Raw genomic sequence first — 19,463 nt, 5'->3', positions numbered from 1 at the left:
GCGGGTCGAGCCCCATTCGGAGGGGCTTCGGACACGCATCTGGTGGGGCTCGGCGACCAACGCCACCGCCGAATGGGCGGCGAAGCTGGGCATGAACCTGCAATCCTCGACGCTGAAATTCGACGAGACCGGCGAGCCGTTCCACGTCCAGCAGGCGAAGCAGATCCGCGCCTATCGCGACGCCTGGAAGGCGGCGGGGCATAAGTGGGAGCCACGGGTCTCGGTCAGCCGCTCGATCTTCGCGCTCGTCGACGAGCGGGACCGGATGTATTTCGGGCGGAGCGGCGAGAGCCAGGACCAGATCGGCATGATCGACGAGAACACGCGGGCGATCTTCGGCCGCTCCTTCGCCGCCGAGCCCGACAGGCTGATCGAGGAGCTGAAGGGAGACGAGGCGATCGCCGAGGCGGATACGCTGCTCCTCACCGTGCCGAACCAGCTCGGCGTCGACTACAACGCCCATGTCATCGAGGCGATCCTGACCCATGTCGCGCCGGGCCTCGGCTGGCGCTGAGGCGGGGCGGGAGCGGGGGGCGGCGCGACCGCGGTCGGAAGGGGGGCGCGGCCTGCGTCGAAGAGACGGCGGCGGCAGCGGGGAAGGTATGGCGTCACCGCCTGCCCGGTATTTGGGCGTGAACCGGCGGTCTCGATGGGGTTAATTCAACAAACGGTTACTGGTGCAGCTTGCGGTTGTCATGCCGGCATCATCTGCGCCATGCTGACTGTGACGCGGCGCTCGCCGTCCCGAGGATGACGAGCGCCGCTTCGTTTGTTCCATGACTGCTCGCAGCCTTGCGAGGGTCTATCGCAGGGGGAGAGCAGGCATGGTCACGACACCGACGGTGTGGACGTCACAGTTTCAGGTCAATCCGCCGGAAGGGACGGACAACTTTCAGACCGAAATGGTCTTTGCCGACGTCGGGCTTGGCCGGTACGTCGGGATTTATAATGAGCTCGGCGACTTCCTGGGGCAAATCTACGACGCCGAGGGCAACAAGATCGGCGGGTCGTTCCAGGTCAACCAGGAGAGCGACACCGGCAACGACCTCCAGATTGCTATAGCAAGCAGGCCGGACGGTGGATTCGCGGCGGTCTATCGCTCCGCGCCAGCGGCGGCGTCACAAGGCATCTTCTTCGATAGCTACGACAGCAGCGGAAACCACATTGGCGGCGACACGATCCAGGGGTTTGCCGCAAACGACGTCTCGGTGCCTTCGATCGCGATGCAGAGCGACGGCTCTTTCCTCGTCACCTTTGTCCGAGAGAACCTGGACGGCACCTCCGATGTGGTCGGCCGGAAGGTGAGTTCGAGTGGCTCGGTCGGCAGCGAGTTCACGATATTCGATTCAGGCGATGTCGAATCGATTGTCGCCGAGGCGGCCACATTGTCGAACGGCAACTATGTGGTCGCATACCAGAACTACGTCGGCACGGGCGATCACGACGTGGACTACAAAATCTTCACAGCGGCGGGGCTCCCGGTGGCAGGTCCGGGCGTCCAGGCCAATGCGCTCGATCCGGAAGATGCCTCGGATGTGCAGATCGCCGCGCTTGCCGGTGGCGGATTCGTCGCGGTCTGGCAAACGGGCAACGACGGCAGTGGGGTCGGTATCAAGGCCGGTGTGTTCGATAACGAATACAATAACGTCAAAGGCGGGGCGACCGGGTTCATCGTCAACACCACCACGGGGGGAATACAGTATCAGCCCGACGTCACGGCGCTGAAAGATGGTGGCTTCCTGGTCACCTGGATAGATGGCGGGACCGTGCAGGGCCAGCGGTATGACGCCTCAGGCAACAAGGTCGGGTCGGAATTCGACGTCAGTTCCGGTGGGACGAAAACCGACCCTACCGTCGCATCGCTCGGCGACGGGCGCGTCATCTTCGGCTACCTGTCCGGTGCTCCTTTCGACGTGCAGGCGGCGATCTTCGATCCACGGACCAGCCCGATCAATGGGACGAGCAGCGCCGACGTGCTGACCAGCCGGAAGGATGGCGCGACGGTCAACGGGCTCGGCGGTTCAGACACGCTGCTCGGTCAGGGGGCAAACGACACGCTTGACGGCGGCACCGGCGCCGACGAGATGCGCGGCCGGGCCGGCAACGACACCTACATCGTCGACAATGCCGGCGACAAGGTGATCGAGAGCTCGGGGCAGGGGACGGATACGGTCAAGTCCAGCGTGTCGTTCGTGCTGGGGAGCAATGTCGAGAACCTGACGCTGCTCGAACCGGTCGCCGTCGTGGCCGCTTCCGGGGACATCAACGCAACGGGCAACAGCCTTGCCAATACGCTGACCGGCAATTCGGGCAACAACATCCTCGACGGCAAGGGTGGCGCCGACACGATGAGCGGCAAGGCCGGCAACGACACCTATGTGGTTGACAATGCCGGCGACAAGGTGATCGAGAGCGCGGGGCAGGGGACGGATACGGTCAAGTCCAGCATTGCCTACACGCTCGGCGACAACCTGGAGAAGCTGGTGCTGACCGGCTCCGCCGACATCAACGGAACCGGCAACGGCCTTGCCAATACGCTGGTCGGCAATGCCGGCAGGAACACACTCGACGGCGGGGACGGCGACGACATCCTGTCCGGCGGACCCGGCAAGGACAAGCTGCTCGGCAGGAAGGGCAAGGACGTCTTCGTCTTCGCCGACGATCTCTCCAAGGCCAATGCCGACAAGGTCGTGAAGTTCAAGCACGGGAAAGACACGTTCTTCCTCGCCCAGGACAAGTTCGCCGCGGTCGGGGCCAAGGTCGGCAAGAAGGAATTTGTCGAGGGCGCGAAAGCCCAGGACAAGAACGACCACATCATCCGCAAGGGGAAGAAGATCTTCTACGACGAGGACGGCAAGGGCGGGACCAAGCAGGTGCTCTTCGCCAAGGTCGACAAGAAGGCGGTCATCGACCACCACGACTTCGAGGTCGGCGACTTCGTCATCTGAGGCCGGGCGGCGGTCGGCGAATGAAAAAGCCGGCGGTGGTTCGCCGCCGGCTCGCTGGCGTTGCGCCGATGGCCGTGCCGGTCAGGCGCGTTTTATCAGCTTGACGATCAGCAGAATAATGATCGCGCCGATCGCCGCCGAGATGATCGCGCCGATGATGCCACCGCCGAGATCGATGCCGAGCACCGGGAAGAGCCACCCCGCGACCACCGCGCCGATGATGCCGAGGATGACGTCGCCGACGAGGCCGAAGCCCGCGCCCCGGACCACCATGGCGGCCAGGACGCCGGCAATGCCGCCGACAATGATCCAGATAATGATCGCAACGATGATGTTCGTACCTTCGCCTACTGCCGTGTCCATGGAATTCTCCACCCCTCGTTCAAGGTTCAGGTTCGACTCAATACGCACCCGGGTATGATACATTCTACCGTTTGACGATCCGAATAAATCGCCGGCAAAGGACCGTCGGCCATTCTGATGCGATTGTCTCATGCCATCCGGAACAATGGCTTACGCATTCTTCGACACTGCTTTCGGGCCTTGCGGAATCGCCTGGAACGGGACCGCGGTGACGGCGATGCACCTGCCCGAGGCCGACCGCTCGGCAGCCGAGGCGCGGATGGCGCGAGCCGGCGCGGCGGCCGGCGACGGCGGCGTTCCGGCGGAGATCGCAAGGGTGATCGCCGACCTGCGTCGCTATTTCGACGGGGAGGAGGTGGATTTTTCGGCCGTCGCCCTCGACCTGTCGGAGGCGAGCGACGCGCTCCGCCAGGTCTATGAAGAAACCCGACGGGTGGGGTGGGGGCACACGGTGACCTATGGCGAGATCGCCAGGCGGATCGGCTCCCCGGCTGCCGCGCGGTTCGTCGGCCGGGCGATGGCGATGAACCCGGTGCCGATCATCGTGCCATGCCATCGCGTGCTGGCGAGCGGCGACAAGCTCGGCGGATTCTCGGCCTTTGGCGGCACCGTGCAGAAGGAACGGCTGCTGGTGCTCGAACGGACAAGGCTGCCGCTTTGAAGACCGGATCGGTATCGAGGGTCGCTAGCGCGGCGCGAAAGGCATGCGCTCGGGCAGTATCGGCGACTCGCGACGCCAGGGCTCGAGCAGGCGGGTGATCACATTCGCCTTGTAGACGTGGTAGAGCTCGTAGCCGCTGATCCACAGCTTGCCGGCGGTGGTCACGAAGCCTTCGTCCTCGAGCCGGCAAAGGAAATCCTCGGATGCGCCGGCGTCCCGGAGCAGATCGAGGAAACGGCCGGTCTGGCTGAGCGACGGGACGTTGCTGTCGGCGTAGCAGACACCGTGGAACATCCAGACGCTGGCGCCGCCGGCGGCCCGATCCTCGCCTTGCATGAAGACCGCGACGCAGGCCGACGCGCACATCGCGCCGTGACGGACGAGCGTATCGACCCTGGCCCCGGCGCGGATCGCGCCCAAGGCCGCGATGACCTGCTCGGTCGCGGCGAGGCTGCCGCCGGGGCTTTCGAGATCGAGGAGAAGGCGGTCGATGCCGTCCGGCCGGGCCGACCAGGCGGCGGCGAGCTCGTCCGCGGTGACGCTGTCGATCCGCCCGACAAGCCGGACAACCAGGGTATCCTCGGGAATTGTCCGGTTGAGCGCGCGGGTCAGCGCCTCGATGTCGGCGGCGGGGGCCGATGGCGGCAAGACCGACATTGCCGCCAGAACGGATACCGCGCGTTTGACTCCCGCGAGCCATGACATCGGCATGGAGGACGCCCATGCTGTCCAACAGGAAGCAGATTGGAACGCCGCGATTGTCCCTGAGTCAATGGATATGTCGGACCTTTGTCGATGCACCTGTCCGGATCATCAGCAGGACTGAAACAGATGAAGTGGCGGCTCAGCGGATCGCGTCGCGCGAAACCGCCAGGAGGCGGCGCCAAGCCGGGAGCACGTCGCGCAGCAGCGCGGCAGCCGCGGCGTGGATGCCCGGCGCCTCGCTCTCGCGCGGTCCCGCGATGTTGAGCACGGTTTCGGGACCCGCCTCCGCGAGCCAGCGGGCGATGCGATCCGCGGCGTCGGGTTGCCCGATATCGACGACGAGGCAGGGACGGTCGTAGCGTCCGGCAAAGGCCGCCGTCACGGCCGTGCCCGGCGACGCGGCGAGCCCGGCCGCCGTGACGAGGATCAGCGTCCGGTCGCTGTCCCGAACGTTCCACTCGGTGCGCTCGGCCGGATCGGCCGACGGGGTCGGCTTCAGCGAGGGATAGTCGGCGCAGATCCCCGGCGGGACCGGCCGGTCCTCGGCCCATCCTCCATGCGGGACCCAGCCGCCGACGGAAAGGCCGTGGGCCACGGCGGCCTCGAGCGCCGCGCGATCGATACCGGTCTGTCCACCCGAGACGATCTTCATATATCTTTTCCCGTTCGGATATCGGCCAGAAAAAAATCGGGCCTCGTGTCGATCCAGGCTCGTGCCGTTCGTCATGGTGACGGAGCGCCGCGGTTGCGCCAACCCGAACAGATGGAGACGACGATGCGTTTCATGGTGATCGTGAAGGCCACGAAGGATACCGAAGCGGGCAAGATGCCCTCCGAAGAGATGCTGGCGGCGATGGCCCGCTACAACGAGGAACTGGTGAAGGCGGGCGTGATGCTCGATGGCGCGGGCCTGAAGCCGACCTCGCAAGGCGCCCGCATCCGCTTCGAGGGGGACAAGCGGACGGTCATCGACGGTCCCTTCACCGAGAGCAAGGAACTGATCGCCGGCTACTGGATATTCCAGGCCAAGTCGAAGGAAGAGGCGGTCGAATGGGCGCGGCGCTGCCCCAATCCCTATGACGGCGACGGCGAGATCGAGATCCGCCCGTTCTTCGAATTGGAGGATTTCGAGCAGGGTCCCGCGATCGACCACCACCGCGCCAACGAACAGGCGCTCGGCCGGGACGGCTGAGCGGAAGAACGACAGAGAGAGGCAATCCGATGACCGACCCCGGCACCCAGACAATCGTTCCCTTCCTTTGGTTCGTCAGCGAGGCGGAGGAGGCCGCGCGTTTCTATGTGAGCGTCTTTCCGGATTCCCGCATCGACAGCGTCTCGTCGCTGGCGGCGGATTCCCCGAGCGGCCCGCCGGGCTCGGTCGTCGTCGTCAATTTCACGCTTCGCGGCCAGGCCTTCATGGCGATGAGCGCTGGTGAGCATCACCCCTTCAACGACGCCATCTCCTTCATGGTCAATTGCGGATCGCAGGACGAACTCGACCGCTACTGGAACGCCATCCTCGAGAATGGCGGCAAGCCGCAGGCCTGTGGCTGGATCAACGATCGATACGGCGTGCGGTGGCAGATCGTGCCGACGGCGCTTGGCGAGATGATGAGCGATCCGGACAGGGAAAAGGCGAAGCGGGTCGCCGAGGAGATGATGTCGCAGGTCAAGTTCGACATCGCCCGTCTCGAGGCGGCGTTCAATGGCGGTTGACCTTTCGTCCCGCGCTGGATGCCGGTTCCGCCAGCCGGCTCGGCGGACTTGCCCTGTACCCGGGAGAGGCGTAGGAGGCAGGACGCGCAACTACCGCGGGACGAGGCTCTCATGTCGTATATGCTGCTGATCGTCGAACAGCCGGGCGAACGCGATGTCGACGCCGAGGAGGGCCAGCGGCGCTACGAGGTCATGCACGCCTTCGCCGCTGGCCTCGATTCACGCGGGTTGCTGACCTCGGCCGAATCCTTGCTGACGCCCGACGAGACCGGAGTCCGGGTTCGCCGACGCGGCGGCAAGAACGCGACCGTCGACGGCCCCTTCGCCGAGGCCAAGGAGATCATCGGCGGCTTCTTCCTGCTCAAGGCCAAGACGCGGGAAGAGGCGGTGGCGATCGCCGGGGAATGCCCGGCGGCTGAGTGGTCGATCGTCGAGGTCCGCGAGCTTGGCCCGTGCTGGGACGGCGCCCGGCAGGACTGACTTTCGTTCGCCCTCCATTTTTTCGTTCGCGCATTGTCGATCCCGCCGCCGCCGGTTCGTCGTCCCTGCGATCGGTCATCGGGCACATCCCGGCAAGCCGATAACGAAAGCGGAAAAGGAGAGACCAGCATGCGTGCCCATCCCTACCTGTTCTTCACGGGAAACTGCGAGGAAGCCTTCACCTTCTACCAGGGCGTCCTCGGCGGGAAGATCACCGCGATGATGACCCATCGCGGCACCGAGGCCGAAGCCCATGTGCCGGAGGACTGGAAGGACAAGGTCATGCACGCCGCGCTCGATCTCGGGGAGGACGTGATCATGGCGTCGGACTCGCCGCCGGCCTTCCAGGAGCCGATCCAGAGCGTCTACGTGTCCCTTCAGTTCGACGACGTGAAGGAGGCGAGGCGCGTCTACGACGCTTTTGCCGAGGGCGGAACGATCAAGATGGATTTCGGGCCGAACTTCTTCTCGACCGGCTTCGGCATGCTGATCGATCGCTTCGGCGTGCGCTGGATGGTCAACGGGCCGGCGCCGCAGGGCTGACGATCGCGTGCGCCCGCGTGTCCGCTTGCGCGGCTGAATCGAAAGTGGTCTATCGGTGGTCATGTCGACCACCGATATCCGCCCGACGATCGAAGCGGTCTGGAGAATCGAGGCAGCCAGGCTCGTCGCCGGCCTCGTGCGGATGGTGCGCGATGTCGGCCTCGCCGAAGAGCTGGCGCAGGATGCGCTGGTCGCGGCGCTCGAGGCCTGGCCCGAGGCCGGCATTCCCGACAATCCAGGCGCCTGGCTGATGGCGACGGCGAAACGGCGGGCGGTCGATCGCTTCCGGCGAAACAAGATGGCGGAGCGGAAACACGAGGAAATCGCCTACGGGCTCGAACAGGACCAGGCGATGACGCCGGATCCCGCGATCGCTCTTGACGATCACGTCGGCGACGACCTGCTTGGACTGATCTTCGTCGCCTGCCATCCGGTGCTTTCGGCCGAGGCGCGCGTGGCGATGGCGCTGCGGCTGCTCGGCGGCCTTTCCACCGACGAGATCGCGCGGGCCTTCCTCGTCTCCGAGCCGACCATGGCGCAGAGGATCGTGCGCGCCAAGCGGACGCTCGCCGAGGCGGGGGTGGCGTTCGAGGTGCCGCGCGGGGAGGAGATGACCGCCCGTCTCGCCTCGGTGCTCGAGGTGATCTACCTGATCTTCAACGAGGGCTATGCGGCGACGGCCGGAGACGACTGGATGCGGCCCCGGCTTTGCGAGGAGGCGCTTCGCCTCGGACGCATCCTGGCCGAATTGACGCCGGATCAGTCCGAGGTGCACGGCCTTGTCGCGCTGATGGAAATCCAGACCTCACGCTTTGCCGCCCGGACGGGAGCCGATGGCGAGCCGGTGCTGCTGCTCGACCAGAACCGTGCGCGCTGGGACCGGCTTCTCATCCGCCGCGGGCTCGCGGCGCTGGAGCGCGGGCAGGCGATCGCCGATCCGCCGGGGCCCTACCTGCTGCAGGCGGCGATCGCCGCCTGTCATGCGCGGGCGCGGACGCCCGAGGAGACCGACTGGGTGCGGATCGCGGCGCTCTATGCGGCACTCTGCGAGATCGCGCCGTCGCCGGTGGTGGACCTCAACCGGGCGGTCGCCGTCGCCTTTGCCTTCGGACCGGAAGCCGGGCTCGCCCGCCTCGACGGCCTGCTGGAGGAGAAGGCGTTGAAGGATTATCACCTGTTGCCAAGCGTCCGCGGCGACCTGCTCGAGAAGCTCGGGCGTCACGGCGAGGCTGAAGCGGAGTTCCTGAGGGCGGCGGACATGACCCGCAATGCCCGGGAGCGGGCGATGCTTCTGGCGCGCGCGGTGAAGGCAAGCGAAGCACGGATGCCGACTTTGAAGACGGAGAGGACGGGATGAAGATGAGATATCTGGCTGCCGGTCTGGCGGTGATCGGACTCGGGATCGGCGCCGCCGCCGCGCAATCGCCGGCGGAATTCCTCGCCAATGCCGACCCGGGCAAAGGGAGCCGCATCTTCAACAAATGCAAGGCCTGCCACACGATCGACGAGGGCGGCCCGACCCGGGTCGGACCGAACCTGTGGGGCGTGATCGGCCGGCCCGTCGCTTCCATGGACGGATATTCCTACAGCGACGCGATGGCCGCCTTCGGCGGGGTATGGACCGTCGACCGGCTGTTCACCTACCTCGAAAATCCGCGGCAGGTCGTGGAAGGGACGAAGATGGCCTTTGTCGGGTTGCCGAAGCCCGAGGACCGGGCCAACCTGATCGCCTATCTCAACCAGAACAGCGCGTCGCCGGTCGACCTCGTCGCCGCCGCGACGGAAGGGGCGGCGCAATAGGCGCGGCGCGCATGGCCGGCGACCGCAATCCGTTGCGCTATCACGTGGAAGTGGCCGAGGCGCCGCGTTGCGGATGCCGATGGTTCCAAGTATAGAACACAACAAGAACAAATATTATCGAGCGAATGTTATTTGTCCGTTAGGTTCAACGGGCATAAAGTGAAGGTTTGGATAGGAACAGACCCCTTGTTCCGGCGTTTGTAGGCGTACGAGGAGATACCATGGCCGCGCGCGCGTATTGGCAGGGCCAGATCAGGCTGGCGCTCGTCTCCATTCCCGTCCAGGTCTTTCCCGCCACCAAGTCGGCGGCGCGGATCAGCTTCAACCAGATCCACAAGCCGAGCGGCAAGCGCATCCGCTACCAGAAGGTGGTGCCGGGCGTCGGCGAGGCCGCGCCCGAGGACATCGTCAAGGGCTACGAGGTGGAGAAGGGCAAGTATGTCCTGGTCACCGAGGACGAGATCGACGACGTCAAGCTCGAGGCGAAGAAGACGCTGGACCTGATCCAGTTCGTCGACGCCGGCGAGGTCGAGCTGCTTTACATCGACAAGCCGTATTACGTCTCGCCGGAGGATGACGAGACGGCGGGCGAAGCCTATGTCGTGCTGCGCGACGCGCTGGAGGCAACCGGCAAGGTGGGCATCGGCCACATCGTGGCGCGGGGGCATTCCAACCTCGTGGCGCTCAGGCCGAGCGGCAAGGGGCTGATGATCGAGACGCTCCGCTATGCCGACGAGGTGCACAAGCCGGACGCCTATTACGCCGAGGTTCCCGACGCGAAGCCCGACAAGGAGCTCCTGTCGCTGGCCGAGGAACTGATCGAGCGCAAGGCCAAGCCCTTCGATCCGAAAGCGTTCAGCGACCCCTACGAGGCGGCGCTGCGCGAGCTGATCGATGCCAAGATCGAGAACCGGCCGCCTGAATCGATCGACGAGCCGCAGATCGGCGCCAAGGTCATCGACCTGATGGAGGCGCTGAAGAAGAGCGTCGGCGGCAAGAGAACCACGACCACCAAGAAAGCGGCGGCGTCCGCCAAGAAGCCGGCGACCAAGAAGGCACCCGCCAGCAAGTCCTCTTCCGGCAAGGCGTCGACCGCCAAGAAGGGCGGCACGCGCGGCCGGCGCGCGGCCTGAGGTCGAGCCGGGACGGGTGAGTATGGCGCCGCCGATTCCGGGCGGCGCGCAACAGCGCCGGCTGAGGCGGGCCGCACCGGGTTTCCCTTGCCCAGGCGGCGGGCATTGATAGGTTGTCGCCCATGTCATCCGCCGATCGCGACGACGAAAATCCCGCCGGAGCGTTTCCGCCGAAGGCGGCTTGCATCGCCGGGCCGGGCGCGCCGGACGTGCTGGTTAGCCTGCAGACGCGCGGCTTCATCGGCCGTCCGGGACGGACCATCCTGTTCGCGACCGTCGCCGGCATGTTCGCGATGTCCGTCACCGTCGCATTCAGTCCCCCGTTCTTCGTGCCGATGGCGGGGCTGATCGGCGGAATCATGCTGGTATACGGCTTTCGCACCGGCGACATGCGCTACACGTTGACGAACGAGGGACTGAACCGCTCGTTCCGGCCGCTTGCCGCGCGTGTCTTCGGGCTGAAAGGGCGGGAGCAATCCTTCCGCTTCGACGAGATCCGCTACTACAGGCGCGACCGCGACTGGGCGCGCTACCGGGCCGAGGAAGTCGAAAGCCTGAAACTCGCCGTCAGCCGGCCGCCCTATCGGATCGTCATTACCGACATGCTGGGCAAGGACGCCTTCGCCGACTTCGCGGATATCTTCGAGGCGCTCGCCGCCGGCCAGCGCAGGGAGACGGGAGCCGGAGCGAAAGGGCAGGCGGTGGGCGGCAAGGTGCCGGTCATCGAGCGGCGCCCGGGTTTCTACCAGACGATCTGGGCGAAGCTCCTGACCGCGGTCTTCGCGATAATGGCGATCGCCCTGATCGTCGCCTTCCTTGCGGGAATGCTGAGCCCGACCGGGGTGTTCCGACTGCTGATCGTCATCATTCCCGGGGTCATCTACATGGGATGGCGGGTGCTGCGCGGGCGGCGCGATCTGCCCGCGGCGGACGAAGGCGAGGCGGGACCCTGATGGCGAAGGCCTCGGAGCGGCTCGGTACCTACCGGGAAAAGCGCGACTTCCGCAGGACCAGCGAGCCGAGCGGCGAGGGCGCCCGGCGGCCGGCCGGCGGGCATCGCTACCTGATCCAGAAGCACGACGCGACGCGGATGCATTTCGACTTCCGGCTGGAGCTCGACGGCGTGCTGCTCTCCTGGGCGGTGCCGAACGGGCCGAGCTACGACCCGAAGGACAAGCGGCTCGCCGTCCATGTCGAGGACCACCCGCTCGACTATGGCGACTTCGAGGGGACGATCCCCAAGGGCGAGTATGGCGGCGGCACGGTGATGCTCTGGGACGAGGGGACCTGGGAGCCGATCGGCGATCCCGAGGCGGCGCTCGAGAAGGGCGATTTCAAGTTCATCCTCCATGGCGAACGGCTGCGCGGCAAATGGGTGCTGGTCCGGATGAAGCCGAAACGCGGCGAGCGCTCGAAGCACGAGAACTGGCTGCTGATCAAGGAAAAGGACGCCCTGGCCGGCGAGGAGAAGAAGCCGATCATCGAACGCGCGATGACCAGCGTGCGAAGTGGCCGGACGATGGCCGAGATCGCCGCCGGCAATGTCGAATGGAAGAATTCCGGCTTCAACATCAAGCGCGGCAAGGCGGACAAGGGAAAGCCGTCCGCGAAGCTCGCGTTGCCGAGGTTCATCGCGCCGCAGCTTGCCGCCCTGGTCGACGCGCCGCCGCAGGGCGACGACTGGATCCACGAGATCAAGTATGACGGCTACCGGGCAATCGCCGCGGTCGGGAGCGGGGAGGCAGTGATCTATACCCGGCGAGGTCTTGACTGGACCGACAGGTTCCGCCCGCTGGTCCGGCCGCTGCTCGACCTGCCATGTCGCGCGGCGCTGTTAGACGGCGAAGTGACGGTGACCGACAAGGACGGGCGCACCGACTTCGGCGCGCTGCAGGACGCGCTTGGCGAAGGGAAGGGCCGGGGGATCGAGTATCATGTCTTCGATATCCTCAGCCTTGACGGCGAGAACCTCAAGCGCCTGCCGCTGCTGGAAAGAAAGCAGCGCCTGGCGGACCTGCTCGCCGACCAGCCGCGCTCCGGTCCCCTTTACTATTCCGATCACGTGGCCGGCCATGGCGGCGACATGTTCGCCAGGGTCTGCGGGATGGGGCTCGAGGGGATCGTCTCGAAGCGGGCGGACGCGCGCTACCGTTCCGACCGTGGCAAGAGCTGGCTCAAGTCGAAATGCGGCCACGGGCAGGAATTCATCATCATCGGCTGGCGGCCGTCGACGGTGAAGGCGCGGCCGTTCTCCTCGATCCTGGTGGCGATACGCGAGGGCGGCGAGCTGACCTATCGCGGCCGGGTCGGCAGCGGCTTCGGCGAGCGGGAGCTGGCGGACCTGTGGCCGGAGCTGGAGAAGCGGCAGGTCAAGACGCCACCGGCCGCCGACATACCGGCTGACGTGCGGGGGAATGCACGTTTCGTGAAACCGGAACTGGTGGCCGAGATCGCGTTTCGCGGCTTCACCGACGAGGGGGCGATCCGCCATGGCAGCTTCAAGGGGCTGCGCAAGGACAAGGCGGCGGCCGGCGTCGTCGCGGAAATGGTGGGCGGCGATGCCAAGGCGGCACGCGGGCGCAAGGCCGCGGCCGGGGGCGAGGGGGCGGCAAAAGCGAGCGAGATCGTGATGATCGACGATGTCCGGGACGACAAGGCGGTAACGATAGAGGGTGTCCGGGTCACGCACCCGGACAAGGTCATCTTCCCCGGCCAGGGGATCACCAAGCGGTCGCTGGCGGCCTATTTCCTGACGGTCGCCGACCATATCCTGCCGCATGTCGCCGACCGGCCGCTGAGCCTCGTCCGCTGTCCCGACGGGGCGGATGGCGACTGCTTCTTCCAGAAACATGCCTCGCCCGGCTTTCCGAAGGCCTTCAAGCCGATCCGGATCAAGGAGAAGAAGGGCAGCGACCTCTATCTCTACATCGAGGACGTGAAGGGCCTCGTCGCCTGCGTCCAGATGGGAGCGCTGGAGCTCCACATCTGGGGCTCCCACAACGAGACGATCGAGAGGCCGGATCGGCTGGTCTTCGACCTCGACCCGGACGAGGGGATGGATTTCACGGCCGTGCGGGCGGCGGCGCGCGACATGCGCGAGAGGTTTCGGCTGCTCGGACTCGAGACCTTTCCGATGGTGACCGGCGGCAAGGGCATCCACGTCGTCGCGCCTCTCGCCCCGCGCTACGGCTGGGAAGAGGTCAAGACCTTCGCCGAGGCGCTGGCACGCACGGTCGCGGCGGACGAGCCTGACAAATATCTCGCCGTCGCAACCAAGGCGAAGCGCACCGGCCGCATCTTCATCGACTACCTGCGGAACGGCCGCGGGGCGACGGCGGTCTCGCCCTTCTCGCCACGGGCGCGCAAGGGCGCACCGGTCGCCTGGCCGGTGTCGTGGCAGGCGCTGTCGCGGCTGAAGGACGCCCGCTCGGCGACGGTGGAGACTGCCGCCGCGCTGCTCAGGCGGCAGAAGGCCGACCCGTGGGAAGGCTATTTCGACGTCGACCAGGCGCTGCCGCTGGAGCGGCTGAAGGGGGCTTGAGCGCCCGCCCTATTTCTGTTTGGCGGGCTTTGCCGGCTTCGGCTTCAGGACGACGTTGCTCGCCATGTGCTTGTCGTCCTGCATGGTCCAGGTAATCGCGACGCGCACGCCCGGCTTCAGGCCCGGATCCTTGAAATCGGCCGGCAGGTAATAGACGATATCGGTCTTCTTCTTGCCTTTGAGCGTCAGCTCGTGCTTCGCGGCATCGAAGGTCTTCACCTTGCCGATGTCTTCCTCGGCGGAGGCGGCGCCAGCAGTCGCGACGGTCAGGGCGGCAACCAGCGTCGCCGAAGCAAAGATGCGTTTCATGCGGATCGTTCCCTAAATCACTCCGGCGGAGATCGCCGCCGGCTGTCCATGCGAGCAAGCCCGGGATGATTCGTCACCATCCGGGAGGTCTCCATCGCGCGATGATTTACGACCGATGCACGCGAGACCCAAGGGAAAAAAAGATAAATACGCAAACGGCGGAAATGCCGGGAATTTGCCGTATTCCCGTATTCGCGGCGCGCTGAAAACCGGCTTGCATCACGCGAAAGCCTGTGAGAACATAAAAAGAACATTGTGGATAAGCCGTGGCTACGGCGCCCAGCCACCGAGAAACCGGCAACGGCTGCCAAGAAACGGCGTAGGCTGGTCGAGAGATTGCGCAGCGCATCCGGAGCGGGCGACCATTCGGGCGCCAGGCGGGCGATGCGCGGGACAGGAGAAAGGTCAAAGCGATGGCGGGCAGTGTCAACAAGGTCATTCTGGTCGGGAATCTCGGCCGCGATCCGGAAGTCAGGCGGCTGAATTCCGGCGCGCCGGTGGTCAACCTGCGCATCGCGACCTCCGAGAGCTGGCGGGACAAGAATTCCGGCGAGCGCCAGGAACGCACCGAGTGGCACAACGTCGTCATCTTCAACGAGAACCTCGCCAAGGTTGCCGAGCAATATCTGCGGAAGGGCTCGAAGGTCTATGTCGAAGGCCAGCTTCAGACCCGCAAATGGCAGGACCAGAGCGGGCAGGACCGCTACACGACCGAGGTCGTGATCCAGCGCTTCCGGGGCGACCTGACGCTGCTCGACCGGGCCGGCGAGGGGGCCGGCGGCGAGCGCGGCGGTGGCGATTTCGGCCGCTCCTCGCCGATGGAGTCATCGGGTGGTGGCGGCGGCGGCCGCTCCGGCGGTTCCTACGCCGAGGAACTGGACGACGAGATCCCGTTCTAGCTGGCGCCGGCGGACAGCCCGCCACCCTCACTCCGCATCGGTTTCGCGGCTGTCTCCGAGGCGGGCGCGCCAGAAGATCGGGATCAGCGTCGCCGCGAGCCGGCCGAGCAGGCTGAGCCCGATGCCGATTGCGACGACGACGACCACGCGCTTTTCTGTCCGGCGCATGCGGTCGGTGTTGGCGGTCAGCAGGTCCTGCTCGTGGCCGCGCATCGTGGCGACCGCGTCGCGGATACGGTCCATCAGCGCCTTGCCGGAATCGTCGGCGACGATCGTCCGGGCGGCGGCGAAGCCCTCGTCGCGCCGAACCCGTATGGTCTCGTCGAGCTCGTCGAGTTTCGCCCGAGCCAGCGTGGCGATCCTGCCGGCCGTCGCGGTCTGGGCGGGGTTGTCGGCGATCAGATTGTCGAGCGCGCCCAGATCAGCCTCGAAGCGTCCGCGGGCGGTCTCGAAGGGCTCCAGGTAGGTGTCCTCGCCGGTGATCAGATAGCCGCGCTGGCCGGTCTCGAGATCCTGAAGGTCGATCATCAGGTCATCGATCGCGGTGGTCACCCGCAGCGAATGCTCGACCATTTCGCGCGTTTCGGTGACGACGCGATTGTAGCGGTAGGTGATATAGCCGCTGGCCAGCACCGCCACCACGATCGGCAGCATGCTGGCCACCGTGACCCAGGAAAACAGCCCGCGAAAAGCCTTGGGGAACCGCACTGCTCCGCCCGTGCCGGGACCTTGGACAAGGCGGATGCCGCCCGGAATGTCCGCAGTCATGCCTCGTACGGAAGGGAGTTTCGCGGTTCGATGCCGCGCCGGTCAACCAACGACCGGAGCGGAGGGCCGGTGCCGGATGCGTCAGCGGCGATTCCCGGTCCGCACGGCCAATATGCTTGACAAGCATGCTCGGCCGGCCCGAACCTTGCCGAAGACGCGGTGCCGGACTGTCGTCGGCGGGAGACATCGCGAGGGAGGCCGTCCTTGCGGGCGCGGATCGAAGCCTATCTCGAACGGCTCTACGGGTTCGCCTATGCGCTGACCCAGGACGCCGACTCCGCGCGCGACCTGGTGCAGGAATGCGCGGTCAGGGCGCTGGATGCCGGCCGCGTGCCGCGCGACGAGCCGGCCTATCGGGCGTGGCTGTTCCGCATCCTGCGCAACGCCTTCATCGACCGCTGCCGGCGAGCGGGCAAGGAGACGGAGCTCGATCCCGATCTCGACGAACCGGACGATCGCGACGCCGGCTGGTGCGGGGACAGCCGCATCATCGACGTGCTGACGATACGTTTCGCGGTCGCGCGGCTGCCTGCCCCACATCGCGAGATCATTGCCCTTGTCGATTTCGTCGGGCTCTCCTATCAGGAGGCCTCCGACGTGCTGGGCGTGGCGCAGGGGACGGTGATGAGTCGTGTTTCGCGGGCGCGCAAGGCGCTGCTGGCAGTGATGGAAGCGGACAACGTGACGCCTATCACCCGTGCGAGAGGCGGGATGCGATGACGCGCGCAGCGCCGACATGGGAGACGCTGAATGCCTATGTCGACGGGGCGCTTGCCTCCGGCGAAGCGGCGGCCGTGGCCGAGGCGGCCGGCAACGACCCGCGGATCGCCGACCAGATCGCCTGCCTTTACCGGCTGAAGGGCGTGACGCCCGAGGCGCTGCCGGCGGCTCCGGACGATCTGCGCGACCTGATCCGCGAGCGGCCGCGGCGCTCCTACAGGGGGCTGGTCGCGGCAGCGGTGCTGGCGGTGGTCGCGATCGGGGCGGCGTGGCTCTGGATGCCGGCGAAGCCCATGACGGGGCTTCCGGACGCAGCCATCGTCGCGGCGCGGGACCTCCATGACGATTGGCTCGCCAATGACAGCGGAGCGCTGTCGGAGGCGCCGCCCTCGGTGGTGATGGCGGCGCTGTCGCAGTTTCGCCGCGTGCCGGTGATCCCGGATCTCTCCAGCGCCAAGCTGACCATCGAGCGGGTGACGGTGAGCGGCCAGGCGGACGAGCATCTGCTGCAGATCGGCTATCGCGGCAACCATGGCTGCCATCTCAGTCTCTTCGTCTTTGCCGGCGGCGGGCTGCCGGAAGAGATGGAGCAGGTCAGGTTCGGCCTCGAGGAAGCCTATGGCTGGCAGGTCGACGAACTCGGCTACCTGCTTTTCGCCAAGGGCATGGACCGTGGCCGGCTGGCCTTCATCGCCCGCGAGGTCGAGGAAGCGACGCGCTCGGGTGTTCCTTTCGACGAACAGACCCGCCAGGCGCTCGCCGAGAACAAGGCGAAAAGCGCGAGCTGTGTCGCCTAGACGGCGAGGGAATAAACCGGGGGGCTCGCACGTTTCTTCCGTAATCAGCCGCGTTCGGCGCCACCGCGCCGGGCGGCAGAACGCTGGTGCACCGGCGTCAACGGAGGAGAAGACCCATGGGACATCGACTTTCGGGAAGGGGCGTTTCGCGTCGTGAATTCGGCCTGCTGGCCGGCGCCGCCGGCCTCAGCTTCGGTCTGTCGCCCGCTGCGCTGCGGACCGCGCTTGCCGAGGACGCGCCGAATGCAGCTCAGATCATCGCCGGCAAGTCGCCTGACATGATCATCCTCAATGCCCAGCTCGGTGTCATGGAGACGCCGCTCAACCTTCTCCGCCAGCACGCCCATACCCCGAAGGAAATCCTCTTCAACCGGCTGCATTACCCGCATGAGGGGGATGCGAGCTGGTATGCGACCACCGAGCCGCCCGGCGCCCCGCGCCGCGAGGACTGGCGCATTTCGATCGACGGACTGGTCGAACGGACGCGCAGCCTCAGCATCGCCGACCTGGAGGGCATGGACCAGGTGAAGCGGGTGATGGTGATCCAGTGCGCCGGCAACGGCCGCTCCTTCTACGCGGCGAAGGAAAAGGTCGCCGGCGGGCAATGGAAGAACGGCGGCATGGGCAATATCGAATGGGAAGGCGTGCCGCTGAAACCCCTGCTGGCCGATCAGGAGGTCGCGCCGAGCAGCTTCGCGCGCTGGCTGACGGCGTCGGGATGGGACCAGCCGGCGACCTTCGAAGGCTCGGACTTCGCCAAGAGCTACCCGGTGTCCGACCCGGCGCTCGACAATGCCATCCTCGCCCTGAAGATGAACGGCGAGCCGATCCCGGCGGTGCATGGCGGTCCGGTCCGGCTGATCATTCCGGGCTATTACGGCAACATGAACGTCAAGTTCCTGACGGCGCTTTCGTTTGCTGCCGAACAGTCGCCGAGCGCCTTCCAGTCGGTCGGCTACCGGATGCCGCTGGTGCCGGTGGAGCCCGGGCAGTTCGAGGCCAACGACTACACCATCTACAACAGCGTCCCGACCTACGGACAGAAGATCAAGAGCGTGATCTTCTCGCCGCTGCCGGAGGACAACGCCAAGGCCGGCGAGGTCGAGATCAGCGGCGTCGCCTTCAATGACGGGCTCGCGCAGATCACCAGCGTCGAAGTGACGGCGGATGGTGGCGCGAGCTGGATGAGCGCCGACATCAAGCCGCCGGAAAGCCCCTGGGCGTGGCATCACTGGTCGACGAAGGCGATGCTGACGTCCGGCACCAACAAACTGATGTCCCGTGCCACCGACGCGCTCGGCCGGACGCAGCCCATGGACGGGCTGACGCGATGGAACCCGCGCGGCTACGAATGGAACGGCCTCGACGTCGTCGAGATCGCGGCCTGACCGAAACGGGGAGGGCGCGCGTAGGCGCCTTCCCCGGCCTTCCCCCGATCCGATCCCCGCAACCGATGGAGTCCTGACAGGGTGCGACGGCTGGCCTGGCTGCTTTCCATCAGCCTCTTATCCGTTTCCGCGGCTCATGCCGCCGAAGACCGCTTCAACCTGCCCGAGGGACCCGGCCGCGACCTCATCTACGGCCAGTGCCGGACCTGCCACGACCTGCAGTCGGTGGTGGATTCGGCCGGCATTCCGCGCCGGGCGTGGAATGCCGTTCTCGACAACATGAAGGGTTTCGGCCTGAGGATCAGCGACGACCAGCGGGCGCGGATCCTCGACTACCTGGCGACCTATCTCGGCCCCGAACCGCCGCCCGAGCCACCTGCGGAGGCGGCGCCGACCGGTCCGTCCGACGGGGCGGTGGTGTTCAGCGACCAGTGTATCGGCTGTCACCAGGAGACCGGAGAGGGGACCGAGGATTTTCCGCCGCTTGCCGGCAACAGCGATCTCTTCCTCGCGGCCGAATTCCCGGTGAAGGTGCTGCTTCACGGCATGACCGGGCCGATCGAGGTCGGCGGCAAGACCTTCGACAGCGACATGCCGCCGTTCGAGTTCCTGTCCGACGACGAGATCGCCGCGGTGATCGGCTATGTCCGATCGAGCTGGGGCAATGATGCGCTCAACACGGACGGAATGGC

The 19,463-nt window shown here is 66.3% G+C and carries 22 protein-coding genes; 17 read left to right on the top strand and 5 right to left on the bottom strand.

What is annotated here, in order from left to right; genetic code table 11:
• The coding region (locus tag KDJ86_RS02510; RefSeq protein ID WP_367116734.1) for an LLM class flavin-dependent oxidoreductase at positions 1-514 on the top strand (514 nt) is incomplete at its 5' end.
• 310 nt (positions 515-824) lie between these two features.
• A complete protein-coding gene (locus KDJ86_RS02505) occupies positions 825-2,948 on the top strand; it encodes a calcium-binding protein (RefSeq protein WP_291742458.1) in 2,124 nt (707 codons plus the stop codon).
• An 81-nt stretch (positions 2,949-3,029) separates the two neighbouring features.
• Here KDJ86_RS02505 and KDJ86_RS02500 read toward each other — a convergent pair whose 3' ends face one another.
• Positions 3,030-3,311: a GlsB/YeaQ/YmgE family stress response membrane protein gene (locus tag KDJ86_RS02500; RefSeq protein WP_291742455.1), complete on the bottom strand. Its 282-nt coding sequence runs from the start codon at positions 3,309-3,311 to the stop codon at positions 3,030-3,032.
• 145 nt (positions 3,312-3,456) lie between these two features.
• On the opposite strand from KDJ86_RS02500, the gene KDJ86_RS02495 reads away from it, so the two are divergent.
• Complete coding sequence (locus KDJ86_RS02495) at positions 3,457-3,972, top strand: methylated-DNA--[protein]-cysteine S-methyltransferase (protein WP_291742452.1); 516 nt, start codon at positions 3,457-3,459, stop codon at positions 3,970-3,972.
• A gap of 24 nt (positions 3,973-3,996) precedes the next feature.
• Here KDJ86_RS02495 and KDJ86_RS02490 read toward each other — a convergent pair whose 3' ends face one another.
• Positions 3,997-4,683, bottom strand: a complete 687-nt coding sequence (locus KDJ86_RS02490) for a hypothetical protein (protein ID WP_291742451.1) — start codon at positions 4,681-4,683, stop codon at positions 3,997-3,999.
• 133 nt (positions 4,684-4,816) lie between these two features.
• Entirely contained in the window at positions 4,817-5,329 is a 513-nt protein-coding gene (locus KDJ86_RS02485) for a putative molybdenum carrier protein (RefSeq protein WP_291742449.1), read from the bottom strand.
• 93 nt (positions 5,330-5,422) lie between these two features.
• On the opposite strand from KDJ86_RS02485, the gene KDJ86_RS02480 reads away from it, so the two are divergent.
• The 9 genes from KDJ86_RS02480 to ligD all read left to right on the top strand — a co-directional run bounded on the left by KDJ86_RS02480 (position 5,423) and on the right by ligD (position 13,890).
• Complete coding sequence (locus KDJ86_RS02480; RefSeq protein ID WP_521085247.1) at positions 5,423-5,869, top strand: YciI family protein; 447 nt, start codon at positions 5,423-5,425, stop codon at positions 5,867-5,869.
• 29 nt (positions 5,870-5,898) lie between these two features.
• The gene (locus KDJ86_RS02475; RefSeq protein ID WP_291742446.1) at positions 5,899-6,393 is read left to right on the top strand and encodes a VOC family protein; all 495 of its coding nucleotides are present in this window, start codon (positions 5,899-5,901) and stop codon (positions 6,391-6,393) included.
• 111 nt (positions 6,394-6,504) lie between these two features.
• Positions 6,505-6,873, top strand: coding sequence for a YciI family protein (locus KDJ86_RS02470; protein WP_291742443.1), 369 nt, complete (start codon positions 6,505-6,507; stop codon positions 6,871-6,873).
• A 129-nt stretch (positions 6,874-7,002) separates the two neighbouring features.
• The gene (locus KDJ86_RS02465) at positions 7,003-7,416 is read left to right on the top strand and encodes a VOC family protein (RefSeq protein WP_291742441.1); all 414 of its coding nucleotides are present in this window, start codon (positions 7,003-7,005) and stop codon (positions 7,414-7,416) included.
• 61 nt (positions 7,417-7,477) lie between these two features.
• On the top strand, positions 7,478-8,773 hold the full coding sequence (locus tag KDJ86_RS02460; RefSeq protein ID WP_291742440.1) for an RNA polymerase sigma factor: 1,296 nt from the start codon (positions 7,478-7,480) through the stop codon (positions 8,771-8,773).
• Positions 8,770-9,216 (top strand): c-type cytochrome, encoded by a 447-nt coding sequence (locus tag KDJ86_RS02455; RefSeq protein ID WP_291742438.1) that lies wholly within the window; start codon positions 8,770-8,772, stop codon positions 9,214-9,216. The genes KDJ86_RS02460 and KDJ86_RS02455 overlap by 4 nt, the downstream gene beginning before the upstream one ends.
• A gap of 221 nt (positions 9,217-9,437) precedes the next feature.
• Positions 9,438-10,349, top strand: coding sequence for a non-homologous end joining protein Ku (gene ku, locus KDJ86_RS02450; protein ID WP_291742436.1), 912 nt, complete (start codon positions 9,438-9,440; stop codon positions 10,347-10,349).
• A gap of 122 nt (positions 10,350-10,471) precedes the next feature.
• Entirely contained in the window at positions 10,472-11,302 is an 831-nt protein-coding gene (locus KDJ86_RS02445) for a hypothetical protein (protein ID WP_291742433.1), read from the top strand.
• On the top strand, positions 11,302-13,890 hold the full coding sequence (gene ligD / locus KDJ86_RS02440; protein WP_291742430.1) for a DNA ligase D: 2,589 nt from the start codon (positions 11,302-11,304) through the stop codon (positions 13,888-13,890). The genes KDJ86_RS02445 and ligD overlap by 1 nt, the downstream gene beginning before the upstream one ends.
• 9 nt (positions 13,891-13,899) lie before the next feature.
• Here ligD and KDJ86_RS02435 read toward each other — a convergent pair whose 3' ends face one another.
• Entirely contained in the window at positions 13,900-14,199 is a 300-nt protein-coding gene (locus KDJ86_RS02435; protein ID WP_291742428.1) for a DUF1344 domain-containing protein, read from the bottom strand.
• Positions 14,200-14,612: 413 nt separating this feature from the next.
• Here KDJ86_RS02435 and ssb point away from each other — a divergent pair, with 413 nt between their 5' ends.
• On the top strand, positions 14,613-15,098 hold the full coding sequence (ssb, locus tag KDJ86_RS02430; RefSeq protein ID WP_291742426.1) for a single-stranded DNA-binding protein: 486 nt from the start codon (positions 14,613-14,615) through the stop codon (positions 15,096-15,098).
• A gap of 27 nt (positions 15,099-15,125) precedes the next feature.
• Here the strand turns inward: ssb and KDJ86_RS02425 are convergent, their stop codons facing one another.
• The gene (locus tag KDJ86_RS02425) at positions 15,126-15,806 is read right to left on the bottom strand and encodes a CHASE3 domain-containing protein (RefSeq protein WP_291742425.1); all 681 of its coding nucleotides are present in this window, start codon (positions 15,804-15,806) and stop codon (positions 15,126-15,128) included.
• Positions 15,807-16,070: 264 nt separating this feature from the next.
• Here KDJ86_RS02425 and KDJ86_RS02420 point away from each other — a divergent pair, with 264 nt between their 5' ends.
• The 4 genes from KDJ86_RS02420 to KDJ86_RS02405 all read left to right on the top strand — a co-directional run.
• Entirely contained in the window at positions 16,071-16,586 is a 516-nt protein-coding gene (locus tag KDJ86_RS02420) for an RNA polymerase sigma factor (protein WP_291742422.1), read from the top strand.
• On the top strand, positions 16,583-17,383 hold the full coding sequence (locus KDJ86_RS02415) for a hypothetical protein (protein ID WP_291742420.1): 801 nt from the start codon (positions 16,583-16,585) through the stop codon (positions 17,381-17,383). The genes KDJ86_RS02420 and KDJ86_RS02415 overlap by 4 nt, the downstream gene beginning before the upstream one ends.
• A gap of 116 nt (positions 17,384-17,499) precedes the next feature.
• Positions 17,500-18,771 carry a sulfite oxidase gene (locus KDJ86_RS02410; RefSeq protein ID WP_291742417.1) on the top strand — a complete coding sequence of 424 codons (1,272 nt, stop codon included), beginning with the start codon at positions 17,500-17,502 and terminating at the stop codon, positions 18,769-18,771.
• 81 nt (positions 18,772-18,852) lie between these two features.
• Positions 18,853-19,463 (top strand): c-type cytochrome (locus tag KDJ86_RS02405; protein ID WP_291742414.1); only part of this gene is annotated, 611 nt, incomplete at its 3' end.

Source organism: Bauldia sp. (genome assembly GCF_020442045.1).
Classification (GTDB): Bacteria; Pseudomonadota; Alphaproteobacteria; order Rhizobiales; family Kaistiaceae; genus Bauldia.
This window is presented reverse-complemented; position numbering and strand designations above follow the sequence as displayed.

Bases quoted from the DNA above. Each gene is read 5' to 3' on its own strand.
- KDJ86_RS02505 (WP_291742458.1), top strand. From the start codon at position 825: ATGGTCACGACACCGACGGTGTGGACGTCACAGTTTCAGGTCAATCCG.
- KDJ86_RS02500 (WP_291742455.1), bottom strand. From the start codon at position 3,311: ATGGACACGGCAGTAGGCGAAGGTACGAACATCATCGTTGCGATCATT.
- KDJ86_RS02495 (WP_291742452.1), top strand. From the start codon at position 3,457: ATGGCTTACGCATTCTTCGACACTGCTTTCGGGCCTTGCGGAATCGCC.
- KDJ86_RS02490 (WP_291742451.1), bottom strand. From the start codon at position 4,683: ATGCCGATGTCATGGCTCGCGGGAGTCAAACGCGCGGTATCCGTTCTG.
- KDJ86_RS02485 (WP_291742449.1), bottom strand. From the start codon at position 5,329: ATGAAGATCGTCTCGGGTGGACAGACCGGTATCGATCGCGCGGCGCTC.
- KDJ86_RS02475 (WP_291742446.1), top strand. From the start codon at position 5,899: ATGACCGACCCCGGCACCCAGACAATCGTTCCCTTCCTTTGGTTCGTC.
- KDJ86_RS02470 (WP_291742443.1), top strand. From the start codon at position 6,505: ATGTCGTATATGCTGCTGATCGTCGAACAGCCGGGCGAACGCGATGTC.
- KDJ86_RS02465 (WP_291742441.1), top strand. From the start codon at position 7,003: ATGCGTGCCCATCCCTACCTGTTCTTCACGGGAAACTGCGAGGAAGCC.
- KDJ86_RS02460 (WP_291742440.1), top strand. From the start codon at position 7,478: ATGTCGACCACCGATATCCGCCCGACGATCGAAGCGGTCTGGAGAATC.
- KDJ86_RS02455 (WP_291742438.1), top strand. From the start codon at position 8,770: ATGAAGATGAGATATCTGGCTGCCGGTCTGGCGGTGATCGGACTCGGG.
- ku (WP_291742436.1), top strand. From the start codon at position 9,438: ATGGCCGCGCGCGCGTATTGGCAGGGCCAGATCAGGCTGGCGCTCGTC.
- KDJ86_RS02445 (WP_291742433.1), top strand. From the start codon at position 10,472: ATGTCATCCGCCGATCGCGACGACGAAAATCCCGCCGGAGCGTTTCCG.
- ligD (WP_291742430.1), top strand. From the start codon at position 11,302: ATGGCGAAGGCCTCGGAGCGGCTCGGTACCTACCGGGAAAAGCGCGAC.
- KDJ86_RS02435 (WP_291742428.1), bottom strand. From the start codon at position 14,199: ATGAAACGCATCTTTGCTTCGGCGACGCTGGTTGCCGCCCTGACCGTC.
- ssb (WP_291742426.1), top strand. From the start codon at position 14,613: ATGGCGGGCAGTGTCAACAAGGTCATTCTGGTCGGGAATCTCGGCCGC.
- KDJ86_RS02415 (WP_291742420.1), top strand. From the start codon at position 16,583: ATGACGCGCGCAGCGCCGACATGGGAGACGCTGAATGCCTATGTCGAC.
- KDJ86_RS02410 (WP_291742417.1), top strand. From the start codon at position 17,500: ATGGGACATCGACTTTCGGGAAGGGGCGTTTCGCGTCGTGAATTCGGC.